This window comes from Amycolatopsis thermoflava N1165, assembly GCF_000473265.1.
Lineage (GTDB): Bacteria > Actinomycetota > Actinomycetes > Mycobacteriales > Pseudonocardiaceae > Amycolatopsis_E > Amycolatopsis_E thermoflava.
The window spans coordinates 7,309,302-7,335,973 of sequence record NZ_KI421511.1; the positions used below are offsets into that span (position 1 = coordinate 7,309,302).

The 26,672-nt window shown below is 71.7% G+C and carries 23 protein-coding genes and 1 pseudogene; 16 read left to right on the forward strand and 8 right to left on the reverse strand.

The genetic code is table 11. From position 1 onward, the window contains the following. Nucleotides 1-98 precede the first annotated feature (98 nt). The 3 genes and pseudogenes from AMYTH_RS0136310 to AMYTH_RS46355 all read left to right on the forward strand — a co-directional run. A complete protein-coding gene (locus tag AMYTH_RS0136310; protein WP_027934336.1) occupies nucleotides 99-1,112 on the forward strand; it encodes an NAD(P)/FAD-dependent oxidoreductase in 1,014 nt (337 codons plus the stop codon). Further along, nucleotides 1,102-1,722: an SAM-dependent methyltransferase gene (locus AMYTH_RS0136315; protein ID WP_027934337.1), complete on the forward strand. Its 621-nt coding sequence runs from the start codon at nucleotides 1,102-1,104 to the stop codon at nucleotides 1,720-1,722. Before AMYTH_RS0136310 ends, AMYTH_RS0136315 begins: the two co-directional genes overlap by 11 nt. Nucleotides 1,723-1,877: 155 nt before the next feature. Then, nucleotides 1,878-2,723, forward strand: a pseudogene (locus AMYTH_RS46355) (ABC transporter permease); the annotation flags it as partial. Here AMYTH_RS46355 and AMYTH_RS0136325 read toward each other — a convergent pair. From AMYTH_RS0136325 to acs, 3 genes are all read right to left on the reverse strand, one after another. Beyond that, nucleotides 2,724-3,353, reverse strand: a complete 630-nt coding sequence (locus AMYTH_RS0136325; RefSeq protein ID WP_027934338.1) for a class F sortase — start codon at nucleotides 3,351-3,353, stop codon at nucleotides 2,724-2,726. Beyond that, complete coding sequence (locus AMYTH_RS0136330; RefSeq protein ID WP_027934339.1) at nucleotides 3,350-3,952, reverse strand: excalibur calcium-binding domain-containing protein; 603 nt, start codon at nucleotides 3,950-3,952, stop codon at nucleotides 3,350-3,352. The genes AMYTH_RS0136325 and AMYTH_RS0136330 overlap by 4 nt, the downstream gene beginning before the upstream one ends. 212 nt (nucleotides 3,953-4,164) lie before the next feature. Beyond that, complete coding sequence (gene acs / locus AMYTH_RS0136335) at nucleotides 4,165-5,976, reverse strand: acetate--CoA ligase (protein WP_027934340.1); 1,812 nt, start codon at nucleotides 5,974-5,976, stop codon at nucleotides 4,165-4,167. Between the two features lie 131 nt (nucleotides 5,977-6,107). Between acs and AMYTH_RS0136340 the strand changes: the two genes are divergently transcribed. The 8 genes from AMYTH_RS0136340 (at nucleotide 6,108) to AMYTH_RS0136375 (ending at nucleotide 14,898) form a co-directional block, all read left to right on the forward strand. After that, nucleotides 6,108-7,313 (forward strand): helix-turn-helix domain-containing protein, encoded by a 1,206-nt coding sequence (locus tag AMYTH_RS0136340; protein ID WP_027934341.1) that lies wholly within the window; start codon nucleotides 6,108-6,110, stop codon nucleotides 7,311-7,313. A gap of 78 nt (nucleotides 7,314-7,391) precedes the next feature. Continuing rightward, entirely contained in the window at nucleotides 7,392-8,909 is a 1,518-nt protein-coding gene (adh, locus tag AMYTH_RS0136345; RefSeq protein WP_020420254.1) for an aldehyde dehydrogenase, read from the forward strand. Continuing rightward, nucleotides 8,909-9,268 carry a DUF779 domain-containing protein gene (locus AMYTH_RS0136350; RefSeq protein ID WP_027934342.1) on the forward strand — a complete coding sequence of 120 codons (360 nt, stop codon included), beginning with the start codon at nucleotides 8,909-8,911 and terminating at the stop codon, nucleotides 9,266-9,268. Before adh ends, AMYTH_RS0136350 begins: the two co-directional genes overlap by 1 nt. A gap of 213 nt (nucleotides 9,269-9,481) precedes the next feature. Continuing rightward, nucleotides 9,482-10,774: an NDMA-dependent methanol dehydrogenase gene (gene mdo / locus AMYTH_RS0136355; RefSeq protein ID WP_027934343.1), complete on the forward strand. Its 1,293-nt coding sequence runs from the start codon at nucleotides 9,482-9,484 to the stop codon at nucleotides 10,772-10,774. A 63-nt stretch (nucleotides 10,775-10,837) separates the two neighbouring features. Then, nucleotides 10,838-11,869, forward strand: coding sequence for an AAA family ATPase (locus tag AMYTH_RS0136360; RefSeq protein ID WP_027934344.1), 1,032 nt, complete (start codon nucleotides 10,838-10,840; stop codon nucleotides 11,867-11,869). A gap of 9 nt (nucleotides 11,870-11,878) precedes the next feature. Next, nucleotides 11,879-13,381 (forward strand): VWA domain-containing protein, encoded by a 1,503-nt coding sequence (locus tag AMYTH_RS0136365; RefSeq protein ID WP_027934345.1) that lies wholly within the window; start codon nucleotides 11,879-11,881, stop codon nucleotides 13,379-13,381. Further along, nucleotides 13,378-14,253 carry a mycofactocin oligosaccharide methyltransferase MftM gene (mftM, locus tag AMYTH_RS0136370; RefSeq protein WP_027934346.1) on the forward strand — a complete coding sequence of 292 codons (876 nt, stop codon included), beginning with the start codon at nucleotides 13,378-13,380 and terminating at the stop codon, nucleotides 14,251-14,253. Before AMYTH_RS0136365 ends, mftM begins: the two co-directional genes overlap by 4 nt. A 30-nt stretch (nucleotides 14,254-14,283) precedes the next feature. Further along, nucleotides 14,284-14,898: a GPR1/FUN34/YaaH family transporter gene (locus tag AMYTH_RS0136375; protein ID WP_027934347.1), complete on the forward strand. Its 615-nt coding sequence runs from the start codon at nucleotides 14,284-14,286 to the stop codon at nucleotides 14,896-14,898. Between the two features lie 36 nt (nucleotides 14,899-14,934). On the opposite strand, the gene AMYTH_RS0136380 is transcribed toward AMYTH_RS0136375, so the two are convergent. From AMYTH_RS0136380 to AMYTH_RS0136390, 3 genes are read right to left on the reverse strand one after another with little or no spacing between them, the layout of a single operon-like run. After that, the gene (locus AMYTH_RS0136380) at nucleotides 14,935-15,582 is read right to left on the reverse strand and encodes a MadR family response regulator transcription factor (RefSeq protein WP_017984502.1); all 648 of its coding nucleotides are present in this window, start codon (nucleotides 15,580-15,582) and stop codon (nucleotides 14,935-14,937) included. Then, the gene (locus tag AMYTH_RS0136385) at nucleotides 15,582-16,919 is read right to left on the reverse strand and encodes a MadS family sensor histidine kinase (RefSeq protein WP_027934348.1); all 1,338 of its coding nucleotides are present in this window, start codon (nucleotides 16,917-16,919) and stop codon (nucleotides 15,582-15,584) included. Before AMYTH_RS0136385 ends, AMYTH_RS0136380 begins: the two co-directional genes overlap by 1 nt. A gap of 3 nt (nucleotides 16,920-16,922) precedes the next feature. Continuing rightward, a complete protein-coding gene (locus AMYTH_RS0136390) occupies nucleotides 16,923-18,275 on the reverse strand; it encodes an iron-containing alcohol dehydrogenase (protein WP_027934349.1) in 1,353 nt (450 codons plus the stop codon). A 209-nt stretch (nucleotides 18,276-18,484) separates the two neighbouring features. Between AMYTH_RS0136390 and nicT the strand changes: the two genes are divergently transcribed. Then, nucleotides 18,485-19,552 (forward strand): Nickel transporter NicT, encoded by a 1,068-nt coding sequence (gene nicT / locus AMYTH_RS0136395; RefSeq protein WP_027934350.1) that lies wholly within the window; start codon nucleotides 18,485-18,487, stop codon nucleotides 19,550-19,552. A gap of 13 nt (nucleotides 19,553-19,565) precedes the next feature. Here the strand turns inward: nicT and AMYTH_RS0136400 are convergent, their stop codons facing one another. After that, the gene (locus AMYTH_RS0136400; RefSeq protein ID WP_027934351.1) at nucleotides 19,566-21,095 is read right to left on the reverse strand and encodes a TROVE domain-containing protein; all 1,530 of its coding nucleotides are present in this window, start codon (nucleotides 21,093-21,095) and stop codon (nucleotides 19,566-19,568) included. A gap of 304 nt (nucleotides 21,096-21,399) precedes the next feature. Here AMYTH_RS0136400 and AMYTH_RS0136405 point away from each other — a divergent pair, with 304 nt between their 5' ends. Genes AMYTH_RS0136405 through AMYTH_RS0136415 form a run of 3 tightly spaced genes read left to right on the forward strand, consistent with a single transcriptional unit; the run spans nucleotide 21,400 to nucleotide 24,322 of the window. Next, complete coding sequence (locus AMYTH_RS0136405; protein ID WP_027934352.1) at nucleotides 21,400-22,632, forward strand: cytochrome P450; 1,233 nt, start codon at nucleotides 21,400-21,402, stop codon at nucleotides 22,630-22,632. A gap of 34 nt (nucleotides 22,633-22,666) precedes the next feature. Further along, the gene (locus tag AMYTH_RS0136410) at nucleotides 22,667-23,551 is read left to right on the forward strand and encodes a DUF2268 domain-containing protein (RefSeq protein ID WP_027934353.1); all 885 of its coding nucleotides are present in this window, start codon (nucleotides 22,667-22,669) and stop codon (nucleotides 23,549-23,551) included. Between the two features lie 12 nt (nucleotides 23,552-23,563). Then, nucleotides 23,564-24,322: a MerR family transcriptional regulator gene (locus AMYTH_RS0136415; protein WP_027934354.1), complete on the forward strand. Its 759-nt coding sequence runs from the start codon at nucleotides 23,564-23,566 to the stop codon at nucleotides 24,320-24,322. Nucleotides 24,323-24,359: 37 nt separating this feature from the next. Here AMYTH_RS0136415 and AMYTH_RS0136420 read toward each other — a convergent pair whose 3' ends face one another. Further along, nucleotides 24,360-24,950, reverse strand: coding sequence for a helix-turn-helix domain-containing protein (locus AMYTH_RS0136420; protein ID WP_027934355.1), 591 nt, complete (start codon nucleotides 24,948-24,950; stop codon nucleotides 24,360-24,362). 88 nt (nucleotides 24,951-25,038) lie between these two features. Between AMYTH_RS0136420 and AMYTH_RS0136425 the strand changes: the two genes are divergently transcribed. Next, nucleotides 25,039-26,646, forward strand: a complete 1,608-nt coding sequence (locus AMYTH_RS0136425) for a pyruvate, phosphate dikinase (RefSeq protein WP_027934356.1) — start codon at nucleotides 25,039-25,041, stop codon at nucleotides 26,644-26,646. Nucleotides 26,647-26,672: the final 26 nt, after the last annotated feature.

Genomic DNA, 26,672 nt, shown 5'->3' on the forward strand with positions numbered 1-26,672 from the left:
ACCCGCTTCCCGGCTCTTCAAGCCCGGCCCCGCCCCGGGTTTGCCATCCCGGCAAAATTTCTTGTCACCCGCGGCCGGTCGCGCGGATAGTCGCGGTCATGGACGAGAAGTACGACGTTGTGGTGGTGGGTGGTGGAGCGGCGGGGCTGGCCGGCGCCCTCGCGCTGGCCAGGGCGCGCCGGTCGGTGCTGGTCGTCGACGCGGGCGACCCGCGCAACGCGCGAGCCGGACACGTGCACAACTACCTGGGCCGGGAGAGTACTCCACCGGCCGAGCTGGTCGCCATCGGTCGCGACGAGGTGACCGGGTACGGCGGCGAGATCGTCACGGGCACGGTCACCGCGGCCGAGCGGACCGCGGACGGTTTCGAGGTGACCCTCGACGGCGGCCGGTCGGTCCGCGCGCGCCGGTTGCTCGTGACCACTGGACTGGTCGACGAGCTGCCGGACATCGACGGTGTCGCGGAGCGGTTCGGCCGCGACGTCCTGCACTGCCCGTACTGCCACGGGTGGGAGGCGCGGGACCAGGCGATCGGCGTGATCGGCGGGAACCCGATGGCGGTGCACGCGGCTCTGCTGTGGCGGCAGCTCAGCGCCGACGTGACGTTGTTCCGGCACCGGGCGCCGGAGCTGACCGACGAGCAGCGCGAGGAACTGGCCGCCCGCGGGATCCGGGTGGTCGAGGGCGAGGTCGCGGCCGTCGAGGTGGACGACGACCGGTTGACCGGGGTGCGGATGCGGTCCGGCGAGGTCGTGCCGCGGCAGGTGGCTGTGGTCGCGCCCCGGTTCACGGCGCGGGCCGGGCTGCTCACCGCGCTCGGGGTCGAAGTGTCGGAGCAGGTCGTGCAGGGCCACGTGATCGGGAGTTACGTCGCCGCGGACCCGACCGGCGCCACCGCGGTGCCGGGCGTGTGGGTCGCGGGGAACGTCGCGAACGTGACCGCGCAGGTGATCGTGTCGGCGTCCGGGGGACTGACGGCCGGCGCGGCGATCAACGCCGACCTGGTCGCGGAGGACACGCGCGCGGCGGTCGCCGCGCACCGGGCCGGGGTGTTCGCGGACGAGAGCGACGTGAGCGAGCTCGTTGGAGGGGCACGGCGTCATGGGATCTGAGGAGTACGGCGAGGAGTTCTGGGAGGAGCGGTACCGCTCGCACACCGCGGTCTGGAGTGGACGGCCCAACCCGCAGCTCGTGGCGGAGGCCGGGGACCTGCCGCCGGGCACGGCGCTGGACATCGGCGCGGGCGAGGGAGCCGACAGCTGCTGGCTCGCGGAGCGCGGCTGGCGCGTGACGGCGCTGGATCTGTCGGAAACCGCGCTGCGACGCGGATCCGAGCACGCCGCGGCGGCCGGGGTCGGGGACCGGATCGAGTGGGAGCGGGCCGACGTGCGGACCTGGGACCCGGGCGACCGGCGGTTCGACCTGATCTCGTCGCAGTTCCTGCACCTGCGCAACACGGAGCTGCGTGACCTGGTCGGGCGCTTCGCCGGGTGGCTCAACCCGGGCGGCACGGTGCTGCTGGTGCACCACGACGCGCGCGACCTGCACACCACGATGGGGCGGCCGCACGTACCCGAGCGGTTCAGCAGCGCGGAGGAGGTGGCGAGCTGGCTGCCCGGCGAGTGGAGCGTGGAGGTCGCCGAGGCGCGGCCCCGGGAAGCCACGGACCCGGACGGCAAGGCGGTGACCATCTACGACGCGGTGGTGCGGGCACGCCGTTGAGGTGTGGGGGTGGTGCGGGCTGGGATGCCGTGGATCCGGGCGGTAGGCGGGTGTCCAGTTGTGTCGCGGTGGTGCGGGCACGCTGTTGAGGTGTGGGGGTGGTGCGGGCTGGGATGCCGTGGATCCGGGCGGTAGGCGGGTGTCCAGTTGTGTCGCGGTGGTGCGGGTACGCCGACGAGACGTCCGGGCTCAGCGTGCTCGCGGCCACGCCTGAGCTGCTCTCCGTCCTCAATGGACATGTGTACACCGGTGCGTTCCTCGACGCGGCGAACTCGCGGTTCCCCGTCGTGGTGCTGGGTTCGGTCGCCGCGACGCGGCTCGGGGTGCGGGAACCCGGGCGTCAGGTGTGGATCGACGGCCAGTGGTTCACCGTCGCCGGCGTCCTGGACGCGATGCCGCTCGCGCCGGAGATCGAACGCTCGGTGCTCGTCGGCTGGGAGGTGGCGAAGGCGCGCCTCGGGTTCGGCGGCCACCCGACGACCGTGTACGTGCGGGCGGAGGAGTCCGCCGTGGAGGACGTGCGGTCGGTTCTGGCGGCCACGCTGAGTCCACAGCGGCCGGGCGAGGTGGAGGTGACGCGGCCGTCGGAGGCACTGGTGGCGAAACGGCTGTCCGAGTCGTCGTTCAGCGCGTTGTTCCTCGCGCTGGGCGGCGTCGCGTTGCTCGTCGGCGGGGTCGGCGTGGCCAACACGATGGTGATCTCGGTGCTGGAACGGCGGCGCGAGATCGGGCTCCGGCGGGCGCTCGGCGCGACGCGGCGGCAGGTGCGGGGCCAGTTCCTCGCCGAATCGGTCCTGTTGTCCCTGCTCGGCGGGGTGGTGGGGGTGCTGGCCGGGGTCGGTGTGACCGCCGGGTACGCGCTCACCCAGGACTGGCCCGCGGTGCTGCCGCCGCTCGCGTTGTTCGGTGGGGCCGGGGTGGCGGCGCTGGTCGGCGCGATCGCCGGTGCGTACCCGGCGATGCGCGCCGCCCGGCTCACGCCGACCGAGGCGCTGGCGTGATCAGCCGCGGTAGGCCTGCGACAGGCGCGCGTAGGCCACGACGTTGTCCGCGTAGTTGCGGGTCGACCGGTCGAACGCGCCGCCGCAGGTGATCATGCGCAGCTCCGGGCCCGCTGTGTCGCCGTAGACGTCGTCGGTCGGGAACTGCGACTTCGGGTACCGCTCGACGCGGTAGACGGTGAACACCGCGGTGGTCCCGTCGGCCCGGTGCACGATCGCCTGGTCGCCCGGCTTGGTGTCCTTGAGGCGGTGGAACGCGCCGGGCACGTGGTTGTAGTCGACGTGCGCGGCGAGCACCGCGGGCCCGGTCTCGCCGGGGGACGGGCTGCCGGTGAACCAGCCGGTGGTGACGGCGTCCCCGGGGACTTCGAGCTCGCCGTCGTCGGCCAGGCCGAGGTCGATGATCGGGCCGGTGCTGACGCCGATCGACGGCACCTCGAGCTTGACCGGCCGGGAGTGCGGCAGGGGCCCGTCGACCGGGGCGGCGGCGGTGGTGGAGACCGGAGCCGGCAGCGTCGACGTCGGGGGCGCGGCCGGCGCGGGCTGCGGCTCACTGGGCGAGCCGCAGGCGGTGAGGGTGGCGCCGATGGCCGCGATCGCGAGCCATCGGCGCCATCGTGCGGTGGTCATCGGCCGGCGCGCCGCCGCATGAGCAGCACGGTGCCGGCGCTGCCGCCGACGAGGACGAGCGCCCCGACCGCGACCGCCGGGCCGGCGTCGGTGCCCTGGTCGCCGCCGCCGGTGTCCACGCCACCGACCGGCTTGACCTTCACCTGCGAGCCGCCGGTGGAGTTCTGCTCACCGAACTTGGTCTCGCACGCGATGCCGTCGTGGTCGGCGTCCAGGCGGTGCGGGTCGCTGCGGTCGGCGTCGAGGACCGCCTGGGCCTGCGCCTGGGTCGCGAAGTCGGCGCAGTCGAGGTCCGCGGTGGTCGTCTCGGGCGGAGCCGTCACGGGCGGCGCCTGGGTGGCGGGGCTGCTGCTCGGGGTGGACGGCTGCTCCGACGGCTTGTGCGGCAGGCTTTCGCAGGCGATGCCGTCGTTGTCGTCGTCGAGGTTGTACGGATCTCCCGGCGTCTGGTCGAAAATGGCCTGCGCTTCTTCCTGGTAGGTGAAGTCGCCGCAGTCGTAGAGATCGGTCGGCTGAGCCGCGAAAACCGCAGGTGCCGGACCGAGCAGCGCGATACCCGCCACCGCGACCGTGCCGAGAACGCGACTGATCATGCGCATGGGGACGTCCTTTTCGGAAGGAATTGATCTCGGGGCAATGCAGCCGCTTTGTCGTTCCGGAAAGGATGAACGTTACGCGCACGGAAATAGGAATTTGTTGTCGAAATTATGGCGGTATCTGGATGTTGTTCACCGTGCAAGGACGGCGCGAAGATCGACCTCCGGGTGGCGGTGGCCGGCGACGACATCCCCGCCGGACCGCCACCACCGCACTACCGCTGCGAACTCACGCCAGCCTTGAGGTGGGCCATCACCGTCGCGTCGGCGAGTGTTGTCACGTCGCCGATTTCGCGGTTCTCCGCCACGTCCCGCAGCAGCCGGCGCATGATCTTGCCCGAGCGCGTCTTCGGCAGTTCGGGCACGACCATGATCTGCCGCGGCTTGGCGATCGGGCCGATCTCCTGCGCCACGTGCTCCCGCAGCTCCTGCACGGACACCTCGGCGACCCCGCGCGGGATCACGAACGCCACGATGCCCTGCCCGGTCGTCGGGTCGGCGGCGCCCACCACCGCGGCCTCCGCGACCGCCGGGTGGGACACCAGCGCCGACTCCACCTCGGCCGTGGAGATGCGGTGCCCGGAGACGTTCATGACGTCGTCCACCCGCCCCAGCAGCCAGATGTCGCCGTCGGCGTCGTACCGCGCGCCGTCGCCCGCGAAGTACGCGCCCGCGAACCGCGACCAGTACGTTTCCCGGAACCGGGCGTCGTCGCCCCACACGCCGCGCAGCATCGAGGGCCACGGCTGGTCCAGCACCAGGTAACCGCTCTCGCCCGGGGCGACCTCCTTGCCCGCGTCGTCCACCACGACGGCGGAGATCCCGGGCACCGGGGTCTGCGCGGAACCCGGCTTGAACTCCGCGGAACCGGGCGACGGGGCGATCATGATGGCCCCGGTTTCGGTCTGCCACCAGGTGTCCACGATCGGCGCCTTGCCCGCGCCGATGTGCTCGCGGTACCACCGCCACGCCTCCGGGTTGATCGGCTCGCCCACCGATCCCAGCACCCGCAACGAAGACAGGTCGTAGCGCGCCGGGATGTCCTCGCCCCACTTCATGAACGTGCGGATCAGCGTGGGTGCGGTGTAGTAGATCGACACCCCGTACCGCTGGATGATCTCCCAGTGCCGCCCCTCGTGCGGCGTGTTCGGCGTGCCCTCGTAGATCACCTGCGTCGCGCGGTTCGCCAGCGGCCCGTACACGATGTAGGAGTGCCCGGTGATCCAGCCGATGTCCGCGGTGCACCAGTACACGTCCTCGCCCGGCCGGTGGTCGAACACCGCGGCGTGCGTGTAGGCCACCTGGGTGAGGTAGCCGCCCGAGGTGTGCAGGATCCCCTTCGGCTTCCCGGTCGTCCCGCTGGTGTAGAGGATGAACAGCGGGTGCTCGGAGTCGAAAGCCTCGGCGGTGTGCTCAGTCGGCTGCGGGTCGACCAGCTCGTGCCACCACACGTCCCGCTCGCCCATCAACACCGGCGTCCCGGTGCGCCGCACCACGACCACCTTCTCCACCGCGGACCCGGCCAGCGCCTCGTCCACCCCGGCCTTCACCGGCACGGCCTTGCCCCGCCGGTACTGCCCGTCGGCGGTGATCACGACCTTCGCCTCGGCATCGTCGACCCGCGACCGCAGCGCTGATGGCGAAAACCCGCCGAACACCACCGAATGCGGAGCTCCCAGCCGCGCGCAGGCCAGCATCGCCACGATCGCCTCGGGGATCATCGGCAGCTGGATCGCGACCCGGTCACCGGCCCGCACCCCGAGCGAGACCAGCGCGTTCGCCGCCCGGCACACCTCGTCCCGCAACTGCGCGTAGGTGATGTCCCGCGAATCGCCGGGCTCGCCCACCCAGTGGATCGCCACCTGGTCCCCGAAACCGGCCTCGACGTGCCGGTCCACGCAGTTGCGGGCCACGTTCAGCCTGCCACCGGTGAACCACTTCGCGTACGGCGCGCCGGACCAGTCCAGAACCTCCGACCACCGCACGTCCCAGTGCAACCGTTGCGCCTGCTCAGCCCAGAAGTCCATGCCGCGGAGCCTGACCGGCGAACGTTGGCGCGACGTTGGAACCCTCCGTGCGGGTAGGTGCGCCCGCGGCGATCGTCAGGCATCATGGAGCACCATCGCGCCGGAAGCACGAGGACGACGGGGTCGCGGAAATGGCAGAGCGTAGTGCGCTCCACCAGCGCCGCGCGGCCCTGGAACGGGAATGGGCCCGCTGGGTGCCGGCTCAGGCACGCCCGGAAACCCTGGAACTGCGCAGCGAGGTGGCCGAATCCTGGGCACGTTCGCTGTCCATCGTGGATCCGTCACGGGACAGCGCGCCCGCGGCCGGTGACGAGGTGCGCTCCCGATGGCGCGAGTCGCCGCTGCGGGCCCCCGTCACCGAACTGGCCGACGAGCTGCGCAGCATCGCCGACGACGCCGGTTTCGTCGCGGCCGTCACCGACGAGTCCGGCACGATCCTGTGGACCTGCGGCGGACGGGTCATGCGGCGGCGGGCCGAGCGCGTGAACTTCGCGCCCGGCGGCCGCTGGGACGAGCCGGACATGGGCACCAACGCGTTGTCGCTGGCGCTGCGCACCGGCCGCCCGAGCAGCGTCTTCTCCGCCGAGCACCTGGTCGCGGCCCTGCACGGCTGGGTCTGCTACTGCGCGCCGATCCGCGACCCGCGCGGGCGCCACCTCGGCGTCCTCGACCTGTCCACCACCTGGGACCGGTCGCACCCGCTGGCCATGTCGACGGTCCGCACGCTGGTCACCGCGATCGAATCGCGGCTGCAGGCCGCCCCGCCCGCGGCCCCGGGCATCCGGCTGTCCTGCCTGGGCTCCGGCAGCGCCACGTTCGACGGCGTCCCGCTGCGGTTGTCGCCGCGGCAGCTGGAGGTGCTCACCCTGCTCGCGCTCGAACCCGGCGGCTTCTCGCCCGACGGGTTACGCGAAGCGCTGTACGGGGATCTGCCCGTCACCAGCACGACGTTGCGCGCCGAGGCCTCCCACCTGCGGCGCATGCTCGGCGGCGGGCTGGCGAACCGCCGCTACGCCCTGACCGCGCCCATCGACTGCGACGCCGTCGACGTGCTGACCGCGCTCAAGGCTGGGGACACCGCGACGGCCGTGCGCCGCTACACCGGGCCGCTGCTGCCCGCGTCCGAGGCGCCCGGCATCACCCGGTGGCGGGACCACCTGGAGGTCGCCGTGCGGGAGGCCGTGCTGTCCTCGCGCGAGCCCGACCTGGCGCTGACCTACGGCGAGCGGCACCCGTTCGACCTGCAGGTCCACGAGCACGCGCACCGCCTGCTGAGCCCCGGCGACGGCCGGCGCGGCATCGCGGCGGCCCGCCTGCACGAGGCCCTGCGCGACTGAGCGCCAACGTTTCGCCAACCCGCGACGGGCACGGTGGCACCCATCACACCGATGTGATCGAGTGAATGGAGTGCTTCCATGGCCTACGCCAAGCCCGGTGCCGACGGCAGTGTCGTCAGCTTCGCCGCGCGGTACGACAACTTCATCGGCGGTGACTGGGTCGCACCGGCCGAGGGGCGCTACTTCGAGAACCCGTCGCCGGTCGACGGCAAGGTGTTCTGCGAGGTGGCGCGTTCGTCCGCGGCCGACATCGACCTCGCCCTCGACGCGGCCCACGCCGCCGCCGAGAAGTGGGGCGCCACCTCGACCACCGAGCGCGCCAACATCCTGAACAAGATCGCCGACCGCATCGAGGACCACCTCGAAGAGCTCGCGGTGGCCGAGACCTGGGAGAACGGCAAGCCGGTCCGCGAGACCCTGGCCGCCGACCTGCCGCTGGCCGTCGACCACTTCCGCTACTTCGCGGGCGCCATCCGCGGGCAGGAAGGCAGCATCGCCGAGATCGACGCCGACACGGTCGCCTACCACTTCCACGAGCCGCTGGGCGTGGTCGGCCAGATCATCCCGTGGAACTTCCCGATCCTGATGGCCGCGTGGAAGCTGGCGCCCGCGCTGGCGGCGGGCAACTGCGTCGTGCTCAAGCCCGCGGAGCAGACCCCGGCGTCGATCCTGAAGGTGATCGAGGTGATCGCCGACCTGCTGCCGCCGGGCGTGCTCAACGTCGTCAACGGGTTCGGCATCGAGGCGGGCAAGCCGCTGGCGTCCAGCTCCCGGATCGCCAAGATCGCGTTCACCGGTGAGACCACCACCGGGCGGCTGATCATGCAGTACGCCAGCGAGAACATCATCCCGGTGACGCTGGAGCTGGGCGGCAAGAGCCCGAACATCTTCCTGCCGGACGTGGCCGACGCCGACGACGACTACCTGGACAAGGCCGTCGAGGGCTTCGTGATGTTCGCGCTCAACCAGGGCGAGGTGTGCACCTGCCCGTCGCGTGCGCTGGTGCACTCCGCGATCTACGACGAGTTCATCGGCCGCTGCATCGAGCGCACCAAGGCCATCAGCGGCGGCAGCCCGCTCGACCCGTCGACCATGATCGGCGCGCAGGCGAGCAACGACCAGTACGAGAAGATCCTGTCCTACATCGACATCGGCAAGAAGGAGGGCGCCGAGGTCCTCGCCGGCGGCGGCGCCCGCGAGGTCGCCGAGCACCCCGGCGGCTACTACATCGAGCCGACGATCTTCCGCGGCACCAACGACATGCGGATCTTCCAGGAGGAGATCTTCGGTCCGGTGGTGTCGGTGACCACGTTCGACTCGGTGGACGAGGCGCTGAAGATCGCCAACGACACCCTGTACGGCCTCGGCGCCGGCGTGTGGACGCGCGACGGCAACGCCGCCTACCGGCTGGGCCGCGGCATCAAGGCCGGTCGCGTGTGGACGAACTGCTACCACGCCTACCCGGCGCACGCGGCGTTCGGCGGCTACAAGAAGTCCGGCATCGGGCGCGAGACCCACAAGATGATGCTGGACCACTACCAGCAGACCAAGAACCTGCTCGTCAGCTACTCGGCCAAGAAGCTCGGCTTCTTCTGATGGTGCAACGGGTCTCGATGACCGGGGCCGCGGTCGCTCTGCTGCGCCGGCTGATCGAGCAGCACGGACCGGTGATGTTCCACCAGTCCGGCGGCTGCTGCGACGGCAGCGCCCCGATGTGCTACCCGGACGGCGAGTTCCGGGTGGGCGACTCGGACGTGCTGCTCGGCCATGTCGGCGACGGCACGCCGTTCTGGATGAGCGCCGACCAGTATGCCTACTGGCGGCACACGCACCTGACGGTGGACGTCGTGGCCGGGCGGGGCAGCGGGTTCTCGCTGGAGGCGCCCGAAGGCGTGCGCTTCCTGATCCGGTCCCGTCTGCTCACCGACGAAGAACTGGCCCTGCTGGACAACTGAAAACCGCGAAAAAGGCCCGGACCCCGCGTCCGGGCCTTTTTCGCGTCCAGGGGCACCTGTCCGATCGGGCAGGTGCGCGCCCCGCCGGTCGTGCGGAGTCGCGTGCCGGGCGAGGAGTATTGCGCCACAAGCGTTTCCGCGCCGTGCGACGGGAGCTAGCTTCGGTGTGCGCGTCACCACAGTCGCTCGTCGCGCAGGAAGGAAAAGTGCGTCATGCAGGTCGACGAATTGCTGAAGCCGTTCCCCATCAAGGAGTTCCACCCGTTCCCGCGGGCGCTCCTCGGCCCCGGGGCCCACGAGATGATCGGCCCGGAGGCGCTGAAGCTGGGCTTCAAGAAGACGCTGGTGATGACGAGCGGGCTGCGCGGGTCCGACATCGTCCACAAGATCACCGAGTCGATGAAGTACCACGGGCTGGAGGTCGTCCTCTACGACAAGGTCGAGTCCAACCCCAAGGACTACAACGTCATGGACGCGGTCAAGCTGTACCAGGAGAACAAGTGTGACAGCTTCGTCTCCATCGGCGGCGGGTCCTCGCACGACGCCTGCAAGGGCGCCCGCATCTCGGTCGCGCACGACGGCCGCAACGTCAACGACTTCGAGGGCTTCAACAAGTCCGAGAACCCGCGCAACCCTCCGCACATCGCGGTGTCCACCACGGCGGGCACCGGCTCGGAGACGTCCTGGGCCTACGTCATCACCGACACCACCACCGACCCGGACAACCCGCACAAGTATGTGGCGTTCGACGACGCCTCGGTCGCCACGCTGGCGATCGACGACCCGGTGCTCTACTACAGCTGCCCGATCGACTACACCGCGCAGTGCGGGTTCGACGTGCTCGCGCACGCTTCCGAGCCGTACGTGTCGCGGCTGAACTTCGAGCCGTCGCTGGGCAACGCGCTGCGGGCCATCAAGCTCACCGCGGAGAACCTGCGGCAGGCCACCTGGAACCCGACCGAGCTGTCCGGCCGTGAGGGCATGATGTACGCGCAGTACATCGCCGCGCAGGCGTTCAACTCCGGCGGACTCGGGATCATCCACTCCATCTCGCACGCGGTCAGCGCCTTCTACGACACCCACCACGGCCTGAACAACGCGATCGCCCTGCCGCGCGTGTGGGCGTTCAACATGCCGGTGGCGTACAAGCGGTTCGCCGACATCGCCGAGGTGATGGGCGTGGACACGCACGGCATGACCGACGTGCAGGCCGCGGACGCGGCGCTGGCGGCCGCGATCCGGCTGCTGCGCGACGTGGGCATCCCGGAGAAGTTCACCGACGTCACCCAGGACAGCTACTCGAAGAACCGGCTCGGCCAGGGCCCGACGAAGTTCTACGAGCAGGCGAGCGTCATCAAGGGCGACGACGAGGACGTGGACCGCATCACGAACCATGTCCTCGGCGACGCCTGCACGCCAGGCAACGCCAAGGAGTGCACCTTCGAGACGGTCCGCCCCGTCGTCGATCACTGCATGAACGGCGACCTGGACGACCTGCTCAGCTGACTCAACCGCCGGGGGCGGGCTGGACGGGGCCGCCCCCGGCACCCCTACCGAGGAGGGTTTGGCGTGACCGCATTCGACTCCGTCGAGGAGGCGGGGAAGGCGCTCGCGGCGCAGGGTTACCTGACCGACGACCGGCTCGCGACGATGGTGTTCCTGATGACCCGGCTGGAGAAGCCGGTGCTGCTGGAGGGCCCGGCCGGCGTCGGCAAGACGGAACTGGCGAAGTCACTCGCCGCCGCAACCGGCCGACGGCTGCTGCGCCTGCAGTGCTACGAGGGCCAGGACGAAGCCAGCGCGCTCTACGAGTGGGACTACGGCAAGCAGCTGCTCTACACCCAGATCCTCCGCGAGAAGATCGGCCAGCTCGTGGCCGACGCGCCGGACCTGCACGACGCGGTCGACCGCATCGGCGCGCAGGAGAGCGTGTTCTTCTCCGAACGTTTCCTCGCCGCGCGCCCGCTGCTGGAGGCGGTCCGCTCCGAGGAACCCGTGGTGCTGCTGATCGACGAGATCGACCGCGCCGACGAGGCGCTGGAGGCGGTGCTGCTGGAGATGCTGGGGGAGTACCAGATCTCGGTGCCGGAGATCGGCACGTTCACCGCCCGCAACCGCCCGTACGTGATCCTCACCTCGAACAACACCCGCGACCTCGCGGCCGCCCTGAAACGCCGCTGCCTGCACCTGTTCCTCGACTACCCGTCGGCGGAGCGCGAGCTGGACATCGTGCGCAGCAAGGACACCGGCCTGCCCGAGGCGCTCGCCCGCCAGCTCGTCGAGATCGTGCGCGGCCTGCGTGAGCTGGAGCTGCGCAAATCGCCCAGCATCTCGGAGACCATCGACTGGGCACGCACGCTCGCCGTGCTGGGGGTCGACGAACTGACCGCGCCGGTGCTGTCCGACACGGTGTCGGTGGTGGTCAAGTACGACAAGGACGTGCGCAAGGCCCTCGAAGCGCTGCCGCGGCTGGTCGACCCGAACGCCGAAGTGCCCGAGACGCTGCACGGCCACGGACACGGGCACGGACACGGCCACTCGCACGAGGCGCCGAAGGTCAGCGCCGACCGCGGCAGCCGGTCGTTCGGCCGGCGGTCCTAGGGACACGCGATGGAGGCCAGTCTGCACCGGTTCGTGCGGCTGCTGCGGCTGCGGGACGTCCGCATCTCGGTGCCGGAGACCATCGACGCCCTGCGCTGCGCCGCCGAGCCCGGCATCCTCGCCGACCGGGCCGTGCTCAAGGAGGCGCTGCGGCTCGCGCTGGTCAAGGACCACCGCGACGACCCGGCGTTCGACGAGATCTTCGACGCGTTCTTCGCGCTGGTGCGGGTCGGGCCGTCCGAGCACGGGCACGGCCACGGGCACAGCCACGACGACCTGTCCGACACCGGCGAGCTGGAGAGCTTCACGCTGTCCGAGGAGCCGAGCGAGACCCCGCAGCAGGGGCACGAGCACGGCAAGCCCAGCGACATCCGGGACTACTTCGACCAGTCCGACCTGGCCCAGCAGTACAACCTGCACCAGGAGGCCAACAAGGTCGACCTCGCGTCGATGACCGACGAGATCGTGTTCTCCACGGACAACGCGGTCGCCGGCGACGCCGGGTACCGGGTGCAGCTGGACACCGACCGCCTGCACGGCGCGGGCGTGCCCGGCCGGTTGTCCCAGGAGACCGGCACGAAGGTCGACGCCGAGTTGAGCATCGCCGAGCAGGACGCGCTGCTGGGCTGGCTCGAGCAGGCCGCGGACGGCGACGAGGACGACGCCGCACAGTTGCGCCGCCGGCTCGCCGGGGTGCTGGAGAACCTGCCGGAGGCGTTGAAACGGCACCTGGAAGCGTTGCTGGAGCTGGAGAACACGGTCGTCGAGACGCGGGAGAAGCGAGCGGCCCACGTCGACCAGGCCGGGGAGAGCGAGCGGGCCGAGCTGGAGGAGTCGTTGCGCCGGCTCGCGTCGTCGCTGCGCGGCGCGCTGACCCACCGCAGGCGCATCGCCAGCGCGGGCCGCGTCGATCCGGGGCGGACCATGCGGCGCAACATGCGCTTCGACGGCATCCCGTTCAGCCCGGTCACCGTGCGGCGCGCGGAGGACCGGCCACGGCTCGTGGTGCTCGCCGACGTCAGCCTGTCCGTGCGGGCCACCGCGCGGTTCACCCTGCACCTGGTGCACGGCCTGCAGAACCTGTTCGCGCAGGTGCGGTCGTTCGCGTTCGTCGACGACATCGCCGAGACCACCGAGCTGTTCGCCGAGCACCCGGTGGAGCGCGCACTCGGCCTGATTTTCGGCGGCGACGTCCTCGACGTGGACGCCAACTCGAACTACGGCGCAGCGTTCGGCGAGTTCCTGGCCGAGCACTCGTCGGCCGTGACCCGCCGGACCACCGTGCTGGTGCTGGGCGACGGGCGGGGCAACGGCAACGACCCGAACCTGGGCGCCTTCGCCGAGATCTCCCGCCGCGCACGGGAGACCATCTGGCTCACCCCCGAGCCGCGCTACTCGTGGGGCCTGGGCGGCTGCGACCTGCCCGCCTACGCCGAGTACTGCAGCAAGGTCCGGGTGGTCCGCGATCTGTCCGGATTGGACCGGGTCGCGCTGGACCTGGTGACGCGATGACCGCCGCACTGGACCCGCTCGCGCCGTTCCCGGTCGCCGAGTACCTCGACGACCTGGTGCGCGTCGTGCGGGCCGAGGACGACGGGCGGGCGGCGGTGGTGCGCACCGAGCATTTCCGGCTGCACCGGGCCGGGCGGCGCATCGAGGTGAGCCACTGCCTGCGCCCCGACCAGCTGCACAACGGCCTGACCGGGCTGCTGATCGACGAGTTGTTCACGCCCGGCTGGCTGTGCGGCCAGGACACCTTCGAGCGCGTGTTCTGCGGCGTCGTCCGCAGCACCGTGCCGGACCCGGCCCGCGCCTGGGAAACCTTCTACGCCAACACCCTGGAGCACCTGCGCGATCCCCGCACCGCGCCGGAACTGATCGCGGGGATCGCGCCGGTGTACGCGCGGGTGCTGCGGCTCGTGCCGCCGGGCAGCGTGCTGGATCTGGGCTCGTGCTTCGGCTTCCTCGCGCTGATGCTCGCGCAGCGGCCGCGCACGACCGTGATCGCCTCCGACATCGTGGCCGGAACCATGCGCGTGCTGGCGACGGTCGCCGCCGCCTGGCAAACGCCGCTGCGCACGATGGTGTGCGACGCGGCGCGGGTGCCGCTGCCGGACCGGTGCGTCGACACGGTGACGGTCGTGCACCTGCTGGAGCACCTCGATCCCGCGACCGGCGCCGCGGTGCTGGCCGAAGCCCAGCGACTGGCCCGGTCCCGGGTCGTCGTCGCCGTCCCCTTCGAGGAGGTCCCCAACGCCGACTACGGTCACGTGCGCCGCTTCGACCTCGCGACGCTCACCGGACTCGGGTCGGCGAGCGGATGGCGCCACCGCGTCTCCGGTTTCCACGGTGGCTGGCTGATCCTGGACCGCCGTCCCGCCTGACCGCGTTACCCGCTCAACGAGGAGCACACGATGACCACTGCCGTTGCCACCGAAGCCCCCGTCCGCACCGAGATCACGGGCGATCCGGCCCTGATCGGGGTGCCCACCTTCATCGTCGGCGCGATCGCGCTCGGCCTGGTGCTGACCGGGTACGTCCCGGCCGGCGCCGTCGGCGCGTCGATCGCCATCATCCTGCCCGCCACCGGCCTCGGCCAGCTCGTCGCCGCGGTCTGGGCGGCCGCGCTGGGCCAGAACGCCGTGGCCGCCGTCTTCGGCGTGTTCACCGGTTTCTGGCTCAGCTACGCCGCACTCGTGCTCGGCCTGATCCACGGCTGGTTCGGCATCACCGCCGACGCCGCGGTCGCCACGCAGGGCCTGTTCCTGATCGCCTGGCTGGTCACGGTGGTCCTGCTGACGCTGGGCACCCTGCGCCTGCCCGCCGCGTTCACGCTGTTGTTCACGCTGATCGACATCGCGCTCGCGCTGGTTCTCTACGGCACGGTGAGCGGTTCCACCTCGGCCACCACCGCCGGCGGGTACGTCGTCTTCGCCTTCACCGCGGTCGGTGTCTACCTGTTCGCCGGCGCCCTCTCGACGGCGACCGGCGGGCGTGGTCTGCCGCTGGGCCGCCCGGTCCTGCGCTGACGCCGGGGCACCGGGCGGGCCACCCCGCCCGGTGCCTCAGATCAGACCCCGCTTGCTCGCCTCGTACACCACTTCCGCGCGGCTGGAGGCGTCGATCTTGCGCATGATGTTGCGGACGTGGAACTTCACCGTCGTCTCGGAAATGAACAGCCGCGACCCGATGTCCCGGTTGCTCAGCCCACGCGCGAGCAGCTCCAGCACCCCCTGCTCACGGCTGGTCAGCACCGGCTCCTCCGGCGCGGTGCGGATCGACCGGACCATCGCCGAGGCCGACCGCGAGTCGAACGCGCTCTCGTTGCGCGCCACCGCGCGGATCGACGACACCAGCCCGGTCGTGTCCACGTCCTTGATCACGTAACCACGTGCGCCGCGGTGGATCGCCTCCACCACCAGTGCGTCGTCGAGGAACGTGGTCAGCACCAGCACCCCGAGTTCCGGGTACCGCGCGGTCAGCTCCGAGCAGATCTCCAGGCCCTCGGTGTCCGAGCCGGTGGACAGCTTCAGGTCGAGCAGCACGATGTCCGGCCGGGTCCGCTCGACCACCGCACGTGCTTCGGCCGCCGTGGCCGCCTCCCCGATGACGGTGATGTCCTCCTCGCGCTCCAGGATGGACCGCAACCCCTGCCGGACGATGGCGTGGTCGTCCACCAGCACGATCTTCAACGTCCGCTCACCCGTGATCATCACGCCGCCCCCGTGTCCAGCGGCAGCGGTATCTCCAGCAGCAACAGGATCCCTCCGATCCGGGACCGCCGGATCGACAGCGTCCCACCCAGTTCCTCGGTACGGGCGCGCATGTTCGCGAGCCCGCGGTGCGCACCCGCCAGGTCCGTCGCCGAGGACAGCCGCAGCATCCGGCGCAGCTGCGCCGGATCACCGTCCCCGTCGTCGGCGATGGACAGCCGGATGGAGTCCGCCCGGTAGTCCAGCCGGATGCGGGCGCGGGCCGCGTTGGTGTGCATCACGGTGTTGAACAGCGCCTCGCCGGTGATGCGCAGCAGCGAGTGCTCGGCCTCGCCGGGCAGCGGGACCGGCTCGCCGTGCACCGACACGCTCACCGTCAGGTCCGTCGGCAGGTGCACTGTGGACAGTCGTTCGAGCAGCACCGGCAGTGAGCCGGACGGCTCGGACTCGGAGTGGTGCAGCGCGTAGATCGCGGCGCGCAGCCGTTCCACCGCGTGCCGGGTCAGGTCCTTCGCGCCGGTGAGCTTGTCCCGCAGCGCGTCGAGGTCCGCGCCCGGCTCGGTCATCTCGGCGCGGCAGATCTCGATCATCATGCCTGCGGAAAGGACGTCCTGCGTGACGCTGTCGTGTAGCTCGCGCGCGATCCGGTGCCGCTCGTCGTCGAGCGCCTGCCGCTGCATCACCTCGATCAGCCTGCGCTGCGTCTCCTGCAGCTCGGCGTTGCGGGCCGCTAGATCCCTGGCCTGCTGCTCGGCCGCTTCGGACAGCGCCTCGGTCCGCCCGCGCAGCTGCATCGTGGCGTGCACGAGGTAGGAGTTGTGCAGCGCGACCGCGGCCTGGTTGGCCAGCACGCGCAGCACCGCGAGGTCGGTGTCGGCGATGTCCATGCCCGGCGCGGGCCGCGCGGCGATCCCGCCGACGGGCTCGCAGTCCAGGGTCATCGGCACCCGCACCCCGGACTCGGCGGGGTCCCCGGCCTCCCACGGCCTGCTCCGCAGGACCCGCAGGTGCGCGAGCGCGTCGGGCGGGAACTGGCGCTCGTCCTCGACCAGCTCGCCGCCGGTGAGCAGCAGGAACCGCGGCCGCGCCGCCCGCAGCGCGCCGTCGGCGACCGCGAACAGCAGCCAGTCCGCCTGCACGTGTTCCGCGGCCGCGCGCACCACCGCCTCGACCAGCGCCCGCGGACCCTCACCGGTGCGGACCAGCGCGCGTGAGATGCGGTCGAGGGCGCCGACGGCGCGCTCCAGCCGCTCCGCCGTGCGCACGTACTCGGGGTAGAAGGACCGCTTGCCCGACCGCACACCGGTCAGCGCGCCGAGGTAGTTCTCCGCCGTCATGGTCTACAGCGCCTGCCGGAACAGAGCCGCCACGTCCGCCGCGCTCGCCTCGCGCGGGTTGGTCGCCAGGCACGCGTCCTGCAGCGTGGTGCGGGTCAGGGTGTCGATGTCGGCCTCGGTGACGCCCAGCGCGGCCAGCCCCCGCGGCACGCCGACGGCGTCGGCCAGCTCGCGCACCCGGCAGGCGAACAGCTCGGCCACCTCGGCCGCGGGCTTGCCCGCCACGTCGATCCCGGTGGCCGCGGCCAGCGGGACGAACCGCTCCGGCTCGGTGGCGGCGTTGAAGCGGATCGCGTGCGGCAGCAGCACACCGTTCAGCACCCCGTGTGGGGCGTCCAGCAGGCCGCCGACCTGATGGCTCATCGCGTGCGTGATGCCGAGGATCGCGTTCGTGAACGCCATCCCGGCCTCCAGCGCGCCCTGCGCCATCGCGATGCGCGGGTCGGCCGCCCGCGGGTGGACCATCGTGTGCAGCAGGTTGCGGGTGATGAGCGTGGCGGCGTGCAGCGCGTGCTGGTCGGTCAGCGGGTTGTGCGCGCGGGACACGAACGACTCGACGGCGTGAGTGAGCGCGTCCAGCCCGGTCGCCGCGTTCAGCTCGTCCGGCATCGTGATGAGCAGGCGCGGGTCGACGATCGAGATGTCCGGGACCAGCGTGCGGCTGATGATCGTGATCTTGGTGTGCTGCGTGGTGTCGGTGACGACCGCGAACTGGGACACGTCCGCGCCGGTTCCGGACGTCGACGGGGCCATGACCAGCGGCGGGATCGGCTGCACCACCTTGTCCACCCCGGCGTAGCCGAGGATCGTGCCGCCGTTGCCGGACAGGATCGCCACGCCCTTCGCGGCGTCGATGCACGACCCGCCGCCGACCGCGATGATCACGTCCGCGCCCACCGAGGCGTACTGCTGGTAGGCGGCCTCGATCTCGTGGTCCTTGGGGTTCGGGGTGACGCCGGAGAACACGACCGGCCGCAGCCCGGCCAGCCGCAGGTGGCTCTCCGCCTCGTCGACCCAGCCGGCCTCGATCAGGCCGGGGTCGGTGACCACGAACGGCCTCCGGGCGCCCACCCGCAGCGCGGCGTGCCCGAGTTCGGCGAGCGAGCCCGGCCCGAACACGACCTCCGGCACGTGGAACTTGGCCAGCTCGGCAGGCTCGGACCGGGTCCGCGCGACGCACGGTCCGGTGAGGCGCTCGGACTTGTCGAGGACCCTGCCCGTCACGGCGACCTCCCGCGGCTCACGGTCCCCGCGGCGGCGCGGCGACCGCTCCCACGGTACGTGACGGGGGCTGTCCGCGAGAACACCACCGGCCACGGCGCCGGGCAGTTTCGGCAGGTCGGACAGTCGTGGCATGGGGTGCTCCTCGTCCTTCGACCGCCTCGACGCTACCCCCTGAGGTGACGGCCGACACACTGTCCGGGTGGCTGCCCGCACCTGTCCGATCGGACAGGTTCTCACCCCTTGACCGGCGCCGTCCCCTCCGATCGGGCAGTGCCGCCGTCGGCGCCCGGCTGCGACGGTGCTGGTACCGGCGACGAGGCCGGCGGCGGAGGGAGCGGGACATGGCGGTCCTCGACCGGCAGGGCAGGCGCAGCATCACCGGGATGGCCGCGACGGTGGCCCTGTTGCACGTGATCGGCTGGGGCACGCTGGTGCTGCTGGTGGTGCCCGGCCACTACGCGATCGGGCAGGCGGGGGTGTTCGGCGTCGGCCTCGGCGTCACGGCGTACACCCTCGGCATGCGGCACGCGTTCGACGCCGACCACATCGCCGCCATCGACAACACCACCCGCAAGCTGATGATGGACGGCAGGCGCCCGCTGTCGGTCGGGTTCTGGTTCTCCCTCGGGCATTCCAGCGTGGTGTTCGGCCTGTGCCTGCTGCTCGGGCTGGGGGTGCGCACGCTGGCAGGCCAGGTCACTTCGGACTCCTCGACGCTGCACGCCGTGACCGGCCTGATCGGCACGCTCGTGTCCGGCGGGTTCCTGCTGCTGATCGGCGTGCTGAACCTGGTGGCGCTGCGGCACATCGCGGGGGTGTTCCGGCGGATGCGCGCGGGCGACTACGACGAGGCCGAACTGGAGCGGCGGCTGGACGAGCGCGGTTTCCTGAACCGGATCCTGGGCCGGGTCGCACGGTCGGTGCGCAAGCCGTGGCACATGTACCCGCTGGGCCTGCTGTTCGGGCTCGGGTTCGACACCGCGACCGAGGTGTCGCTGCTGGTCCTCGCCGGCGGTGCGGCGGCCTTCGACCTGCCCTGGTACGCGCTGCTGACGCTACCGGTGCTGTTCGCCGCCGGGATGAGCCTGCTGGACACCGCGGACGGGGTGTTCATGAACTTCGCCTACGGGTGGGCGCTGGTCACGCCGGTGCGGAAGGTCTTCTACAACCTGACGGTCACCGCGTTGTCGGTCGCGGTCGCCCTGGTCATCGGCGGTGTCGAACTGCTCGGCCTGCTCGCGGAGCGGCTGAACGTGACGAGCGGACCGCTGGCCTGGGCGGCGAGCATGGACCTGGCCGACGTCGGGTACCTGCTGGTCGGCCTGTTCGCGGTGACCTGGCTGGTCGCGCTCGTGGTGTGGCGCGCCGGGCGGATGGGGCAGCGCTGGGCGCCCGAGGCCGCCGAGTGACGGCGGCCCCGGGTCAGAACGGCCAGCGCGCGACGCGGCCGGCTTCCAGCAGCGGGATCATCCGGAAGGCCGCGTCGGTCAGCCCGCCGAACGTGTGCCGGTTGCCCAGCCCGGACGGCGTGCCGCCGTACCGGTACCCGGCGACGTTCCACACGTAGAGCGGAACCCGGCGCGGCAACCCGGCCGACGCGTCCGCCGTCGCGGACTGCTCGTCGGTCAGGAGGACGACCCGGTCGTGGCGGCGGTAGTGCCTGCGCACCGCCGCCGCGGTGTTCGTGGCCGAGAACATGTCGAGACTTTCCACGAACGGCAGCAGTGCGCCGTCGCGCGGAACCTCGACCTCGCGGCTGTCCCAGCCGAACACCACGACCGTCGGCTTCTCCGCCCGCACCGCCAGCGCGCACCCGAACACGGCGGCCTGGTCGGCGAACGTGACGGCCGACCGCCGGTCGCACATCCACATGGAGGCGGACCGGTCGATCAGGATCAGCGTCCGCCCCGGCAGGGACGGCACGTTGGCCAGCGACGCGTCCAGGGCCCGCTCCAGAGCCGCGTCCCACCGCGACGACCGCGCGGAGCGGTAGGCGGACAGGAACCGGAACGGGAACTGCCGCGACCGCGCCACCTGACCCGGATCGGCGAGCCGCGCCGCCACCCGGTCCGCCACCTCGTCCGGGATGCCGGCCTCGTCGAAGTTCCGAACGTTACGGAGGAGTGCCATGTACCCCATGCCCGGGATGACAGCCTGCCAAGCCTCGGCGTCCAGCGGGCCCTGCAGCCACCCGGCGAGCGCCTCCCACGTCATGCCCGCCCCGCGCAGCTCCGCCGGGTCCAGTGCTGTCCGGCGCTGGTCGACCGGGAGTGCCATGAGCGCCCGTCGCCGGGTCAGCACGGTCAGCTCCGGCGCCGGCGGGCCGTCGCGCAGGATGTGCTCGAACAGGGCGTCCTGCACGGCGTCCCGCGGCGCCGGGTGCACCAGCCGCAGCACGTCGGCGAACCGCACGCCGCGGTTGCCGCTGTCCCACTTCAGGAAGGACCGCTCGTCGTACAGCGCGCGCACGGCGTCGGCGACCCCGCGCTTGACGGGCTTCGGCAGGCGGCGGCCGTACCTCGCGAACCAGTACGCGATGAGCTCACCCGGCTCGTCCGCGCGCTGCAGGACGCTCGCCACCACGGCGCGGTTCGACAGCCCGTCGTCCGCGCGGTTGTCCAGGCGTGCCTTGACGAACTCGGCCGCGCCGACGAGCGACGCGGAGCGCATGTTCGCCTCGGTGCGCAGCCACCGCAGGAACCGGGAAGTCCACTGTGGATCCTTCAGCGTGACGCGGCGGACCAGCTCGGCGTACCGGCTGTCGCGGTCGTCCGCGGCCTCGTAGAAGGTGTCCTCGCCGACCATGTTCGCGACCGCGAGCAGGAACAGCTCGGACTTGGCGTCGCGGACGTGACCGGCGCCACCCTGGTGGTTGACGACGCCGGGCGCCGCGACCGTGACGATCGGGGACCGGGCCGCCGGTCTTCGGCGGAGCAGGTTGAACTTGGACATGCCGGCCTCGCAAGGGGAAGGGGAGAGCCGGTGACCTCGGACAGGCCCGAGAAGGGAGTCGGTGAAGGTCTTCACCTCCCGAAAGGAGGGCAGGAGTCGAACCTGTGGACCAGAAGTAACCCTCGCCTGCGCACCGGGCCTGTCCGAAGTGGCCGGCGTGCGGAGATCAGCGTACGAGCCCAGCGCCCTGGAACAAACCGGTTTTCCACGCCCGGTGACGCTGCGTGCCCGGCAGTGGATCACACTAGTCCGGATGGAGGCTTTTCCTTGCCCCGAGCTGGGCGAGTGTGGATTGTTGAGCGACGTGAGCCAGTCCAGTGATCCGGCGACCGCCGATCCGGTGCGGGACCGAGCCCGGACCTTCGACCACCTCGACCCTGCCCAGGCCGCGACGATCCACGAGACGCTGGCAGCGTTCCGGAAGACGTGCCCAGTAGCGCACAGCGAGGCGCACGGTGGGATGTACGTGGTGACTCGGTTCGACGACCTGCGGCACGTGGCCCGGCACGGCGAAACCTTCTCCTCCGCGGCCGAGGTCGGCGCCGTGGTCGTGGCGCCGGAGACCGGTGGCGTGATCGCGCCGCTGTTCGAGCAGGACCTGGAGGAGCACGCCGGCTGGCGCCGCCACCTGCAGCCGTTCTTCACCCCGCCCGCCGCGGCCGGGCACGAGGACTACATCCGCCGCGTGGCGCGGGAAGTCGTGGCCGCTCTGGCGCCGCGCGGGCAGGCGGACCTGGTGCCGGACCTGTGCGCGAAGATCCCGCCGCTGGTGATCGCGTCCCTGCTGGGCCTGCCGGAAGAGCAGCGGCCGACGCTGGCCGCGCTCGTGCACGGCCTGGCGGCGGCCGACAGCGCGGCGGCCGCGGAGGCGATCGGTCGCGAGTACACCGAGTTCCTGCTGGCGCACATCCGGTCCCGCCGCGGCAAGTCCGGGTCGGACGTCCTCACGTCGGTGGTCAACAGCGAGATCAACGGCAGGCTCGCGAGCGACCACGAGCTGCTGAAGTTCGCGTTCCTGCTGATCGCGGCGGGCAACCTGACCACGACGGACCAGCTCGCCAGCATCCTGCTCGAACTCGCGCAGGACCCCGCCCTGCGCCGGCGGGTCGTCGCCGAGCCGGGGCTGATCCCGCAGCTGGTGGAGGAAAGCGTGCGGCACGAGTCCGCCGTCGCCGCGACCGGCCGGACGGTGGTGCGGGAAACGGAGCTGGCCGGCGTCCCGCTGCGGCCCGGTGACCGGATGCTGCTGACGTGGGGGTCGGGCAACCGCGACGAAGAGCACTTCCCCGACGGCGACGAGTTCCGGCTGGGCCGTCCGCGCCGCCCGCACCTCGGCTGGGGCGCGGGCGCCCACCGCTGCCTCGGGCTGCACGTCGCCAGGGTCGAACTGCGGGTCATCTGCGAAGAGTTCCTCGCGGCGATCCCGGAGTTCACGCTCCCGGACGGCTTCGTGCCCGAACGGACCTACGGCGTCATCCGCGGGGTGAAAGCGCTTCCGGTGACCTGGCCCGTCCAGGCCGGCCCGAGCGGGAGTTGACTTTGACGCAGCGTCAACTTCTAACGTCGCTGCCATGTCGATCACTGTTCTGGACACCTGCTCCGCCATGCGCCGGATCCTGCGGGCCCCGGTCGCCGAGCGCACCGAGCTGCTGCGTTCCATGCTCGAGGCCAACCGGGGCATGTACCGCTACTTCCCCGGTGAGCTCGATCTGGTGGCCCTGCACCACCAGTCGGCCGGGTTCCCGGTCGACCGGGACGAGGAGCGGTGCCTCGAAGCGCTGGACACGCTGGAGGCGGCCGGGGCTTGGGAGCGGATGCAACGCGCGCTCGACGACGCCCTCGTCGTGCTGTCGGAGGCGAACCCGGGCCTGGCGGCCCCGGACATCACCGTGCTGTTCGTCCTCGGCGATCCGGGTGACGAGCACTTCATGGGTCCCTGCAAGGGGTTGACCGGGTTCGGCGGCATCTCGGGCAACATCGCGATCACGTTCTGGCCCTTCCCGGAGAACGTGGAGCGGCTGGAAGCCACCGCCGTGCACGAACTCCACCACAACCTGCGGTGGGCGCCGGGCGGGGTCGTGTGGGACCCGACGACCGTCACGGTCGGCGATCACGTGGTCGGCGAGGGCCTGGCCGACGCCTTCGCCCGGGAGCTCTACGGCGAAGAGCTCGGCCCGGCCCGCATCGGCGTGCCGTACCGGCACGACGACGAGGTGTTCGCGAAGGTGCTCACCGGTCTCGACGTGACGGGCATGGAGAACTTCACCGCCTGGGTGCACGGTGACCCGGGCGCCGAGCGCATGGGCGTCACCCCGGTGGGGTTGCCGATGGGCGGCGGGTACGCCGCGGGCCTCCGGCTGGTCGACACCTACCTGGCGGCGACGGGGACGACCGCGGCGCAGGCCCTGCACGTCGAGGCGTCGGAGATCATCGCCGCCACGCTCGGGCGCGGGTGACACACTGCGACCATGGAGTGGACCATCCAGGAGCTCGCGGCGCGGGCCGGCATCACCAGCCGGACCCTGCGCCACTACGACCGCGTCGGGCTCCTGACGCCCTCCCGGATCGGCGCGAACGGCTACCGCTACTACGACGCCACCGCCGTGGCGCGGCTGCAGCGGATCCTGCTCATGCGCCGGCTCGGGATGGGCCTGCCCGCCATCGCCGGCGTACTGGCCGAGGAGGTGGACGTGTGCGACGGGCTGCGCGCCCACATCGCTCAGCTGGAAGGGGAACGGGACCGCATCGACCGGCAGATCCGGTCGGTGCGGCACACCCTGGAAGCGCTCGAGGCGGGCGCGGAGCCGCAGATGGACGTCATGCTGGCGGGGTTCAACGACCACTACGAGGAAGAGGTGGTCTCCCGCTGGGGTGAGCGCGCGTTCCGCGCGGCGAACGACTGGTGGCACGGCAAGACGCTCGACCAGCAGCGAGCCTGGAAGCGGGCCGCCGAGGACCTCGTCGCCGCCTGGGTCGCGGCGGCGAGGAGCGGGATCTCCGCGACCTCGGAGCCCGCACAGGCGCTCGCGGCCCGGCACGTCGAATGGCTGAGCCGGATCCCGGGCACCCCCACCGCCGACGGCGACCGGGAACGCTCGATCGAAATGGTGCACGCCATCGGCGACATGTACGTCGACGATCCCCGCTACGCGGGCATGTACGAGGACGCCACGAAGGCAGCCTTCGTCCGCGACGCGCTCCAGGCGTACGCGCGGACCCGGATGTAGCCGCGCCGCGGCCTCAGCCATCCACAAAGGACGATTCTCAGGTCGTCTCTTCCGCCTGCCGCGAGCGGCCCAGCGTGATGAAGAAGCACTCGTGGCACTCGAACCAGATGTTGTGGTAGGAGTCGACGAGCACTCCAGTCAGATGGCTGTCCGAACCGGCCCCGAAGGCTTCCCGTGCCCGGGTGAACCGGTCGCTGTACCCGGCGAAATGCGGTGCTCCCGGCGTGATCTCCGCCAGGATCCGCTGCACCCCGCTGTCCACGGCGGCGAGCGGGGCGACGAAGTCCGCGGGCCCCTGGGTTTCGGCGCGGCCCTGCCAGTCCGCGCACAACTGCTTCAGCTCGTCGTTGAGCTTCCGGAAGGTCTCGTAGTGCTCGGCGACGAGCGCGCGGGCCTCCGGGCTGATCCCCGTCATCCGCGCCTCCGCGGACTGCTTGCCCGCCGCGGTGATCTTCCACCCCAGTCGCGGCTTGCCGGTGTCCTCGGCAAGGCCGCGGGACGCCAGTTCGAGCAGGGTGGCCGAAACCCGCCCCGGAGTGGAGCCGAGCGCCGCTGCGAGCGACTCGGGTGTGGCACGTCCCCTGATGCGGAGAACGTGCAGCATCGGCGCCGCGATGTCGGCGGTCATCGGTGGTTCCTCCTCGGTCCCTGAGCGAGTACCCTTCCGCTTTTCCTTCCCCGAGCGGGATTCGAGCCACCCGAGCACAGGAGCGGACATGCGTGTGACAGCGATCGGAGCGCCGAGGGTACTGATCCTCGACGGCTCCGTCGACCCGGACCCGGTGGTCGTCGGCGGCAAGGCAGCCGGTATCGCGCGCATGATCTCCGCGGGTTTCCCGGTGCCGCCCGCGTTCGCGGTGTCCACCGCGGTGTGCCGGGACTTCCTCGCCGGCGGTGACCCCGTGCTCGACGCGGTGTGGGCCGAAATCCGTGCTGCGATGGGCCATTTGGAGCAACAGACCGGCAAGGAGTTCGGCTCGGCCGACGCGCCGCTGCTCGTCTCCGTGCGCAGCGGTGCCGCGACGAGCATGCCCGGCATGATGGACACGGTCCTCAACCTGGGGCTGACCCCGGAGATCGCGGAGGGACTGGCACGCACCCGCGGCGCGGAGTACGCGCGCGACACCCGAAGCCGCTTCGAAAAGCTCTTCTCCGAAGTTGTCGGCGAGGAAGTCCCGGCCGATCCGTGGGACCAGCTGCGTCTCGCGATCGCGGCCGTCTTCCGGTCCTGGCGCTCGCCCCGTGCGGTGGCCTACCGGCGCAAACACCGGCTCGACGACGACGCGGGCACCGCCGTCACCGTGCAGGCGATGGTGTTCGGCAACGCCGACGAGCGCTCCGGAACCGGCGTTCTGTTCACCCGCAACCCGTCCACGGGCGAGCCCGCACCGTTCGGCGAGTGGCTGACCCGCGCGCAGGGTGAGGACGTGGTGTCCGGTGCCCGGGCGCCCGAGCCGCTGGACGCGCTTGCGCGGCTCCTGCCCGACGTCCACGCCCGGCTCCTCGACCACGCGCGACGTCTCGAACAGCGCAATCGCGATGTGCAGGACGTCGAGTTCACGGTGGAGAGCGGCAGGCTCTGGCTGCTGCAGACGCGTTCGGCGAAACGTTCTCCGCGCGGTGCGGTCGCTTTCGCCGCGGCGCTCGCCCGGGAAGGTCTCATCTCGCCTGCGGAAGCCGTCTCCCGGGTGACCGCGGACCAGGTGCGAGCCCTGCTGGCGCCCGGCTTGGACCCCGGCGCACGCGCCGCGGCCGCCCTGGTGGCGCGCGGCACGCCGGCCTGCCCGGGGGTGGGCGCCGGGGTCGTCGTGACCGACCCGGACGAGGCCGAAGCCCGTGCCGCCGACGGTGCGGCGGTGGTGCTCGCCCGCCGGACGACCAGCCCGCACGACCTGCACGGGATGCTCGCCGCCGCCGCGATCGTGACCGAGGTCGGTGGCGCCACCTCGCACGCGGCCGTGGTCAGCCGCGAACTCGGGGTGCCCTGCGTGGTCGGGTGCGGTGAGGGCACCGTGACCGCACTCGACGGTGGGACGGTCACCGTGTGCGGCGACACCGGCGAAGTGCTGCGAGGCGAACTCCCGGTCCGCACGGTGTCCGAAGTGGACGACGAAGACCTGCGCCTTCTCACGCGGTGGGCACGTGCGGTCGCACCGCTCGCGGCTTGGCGCCCGGACGAGGCGCCCGCCGGGGCCGAGGTCGTCCACGGGCTCGACGTCTCGTCGGACTCGGCTGTCGCGAACGCCTTGCGTGACAACGTTCGCGCCGTTGTCACCGACCATCCGCTGCCGGTGATGCTGGCCGCGATGCACGCGCGCCGCTGACGTCGGTGGGAGCCCAACAGCGCTGG

Bases quoted from the DNA above. Each gene is read 5' to 3' on its own strand.
- AMYTH_RS0136310 (WP_027934336.1), top strand. From the start codon at position 99: ATGGACGAGAAGTACGACGTTGTGGTGGTGGGTGGTGGAGCGGCGGGG.
- AMYTH_RS0136315 (WP_027934337.1), top strand. From the start codon at position 1,102: ATGGGATCTGAGGAGTACGGCGAGGAGTTCTGGGAGGAGCGGTACCGC.
- AMYTH_RS0136325 (WP_027934338.1), bottom strand. From the start codon at position 3,353: ATGACCACCGCACGATGGCGCCGATGGCTCGCGATCGCGGCCATCGGC.
- AMYTH_RS0136330 (WP_027934339.1), bottom strand. From the start codon at position 3,952: ATGCGCATGATCAGTCGCGTTCTCGGCACGGTCGCGGTGGCGGGTATC.
- acs (WP_027934340.1), bottom strand. From the start codon at position 5,976: ATGGACTTCTGGGCTGAGCAGGCGCAACGGTTGCACTGGGACGTGCGG.
- AMYTH_RS0136340 (WP_027934341.1), top strand. From the start codon at position 6,108: ATGGCAGAGCGTAGTGCGCTCCACCAGCGCCGCGCGGCCCTGGAACGG.
- adh (WP_020420254.1), top strand. From the start codon at position 7,392: ATGGCCTACGCCAAGCCCGGTGCCGACGGCAGTGTCGTCAGCTTCGCC.
- AMYTH_RS0136350 (WP_027934342.1), top strand. From the start codon at position 8,909: ATGGTGCAACGGGTCTCGATGACCGGGGCCGCGGTCGCTCTGCTGCGC.
- mdo (WP_027934343.1), top strand. From the start codon at position 9,482: ATGCAGGTCGACGAATTGCTGAAGCCGTTCCCCATCAAGGAGTTCCAC.
- AMYTH_RS0136365 (WP_027934345.1), top strand. From the start codon at position 11,879: ATGGAGGCCAGTCTGCACCGGTTCGTGCGGCTGCTGCGGCTGCGGGAC.
- mftM (WP_027934346.1), top strand. From the start codon at position 13,378: ATGACCGCCGCACTGGACCCGCTCGCGCCGTTCCCGGTCGCCGAGTAC.
- AMYTH_RS0136375 (WP_027934347.1), top strand. From the start codon at position 14,284: ATGACCACTGCCGTTGCCACCGAAGCCCCCGTCCGCACCGAGATCACG.
- AMYTH_RS0136380 (WP_017984502.1), bottom strand. From the start codon at position 15,582: ATGATCACGGGTGAGCGGACGTTGAAGATCGTGCTGGTGGACGACCAC.
- AMYTH_RS0136385 (WP_027934348.1), bottom strand. From the start codon at position 16,919: ATGACGGCGGAGAACTACCTCGGCGCGCTGACCGGTGTGCGGTCGGGC.
- AMYTH_RS0136390 (WP_027934349.1), bottom strand. From the start codon at position 18,275: ATGCCACGACTGTCCGACCTGCCGAAACTGCCCGGCGCCGTGGCCGGT.
- nicT (WP_027934350.1), top strand. From the start codon at position 18,485: ATGGCGGTCCTCGACCGGCAGGGCAGGCGCAGCATCACCGGGATGGCC.
- AMYTH_RS0136400 (WP_027934351.1), bottom strand. From the start codon at position 21,095: ATGTCCAAGTTCAACCTGCTCCGCCGAAGACCGGCGGCCCGGTCCCCG.
- AMYTH_RS0136410 (WP_027934353.1), top strand. From the start codon at position 22,667: ATGTCGATCACTGTTCTGGACACCTGCTCCGCCATGCGCCGGATCCTG.
- AMYTH_RS0136415 (WP_027934354.1), top strand. From the start codon at position 23,564: ATGGAGTGGACCATCCAGGAGCTCGCGGCGCGGGCCGGCATCACCAGC.
- AMYTH_RS0136420 (WP_027934355.1), bottom strand. From the start codon at position 24,950: ATGACCGCCGACATCGCGGCGCCGATGCTGCACGTTCTCCGCATCAGG.
- AMYTH_RS0136425 (WP_027934356.1), top strand. From the start codon at position 25,039: ATGCGTGTGACAGCGATCGGAGCGCCGAGGGTACTGATCCTCGACGGC.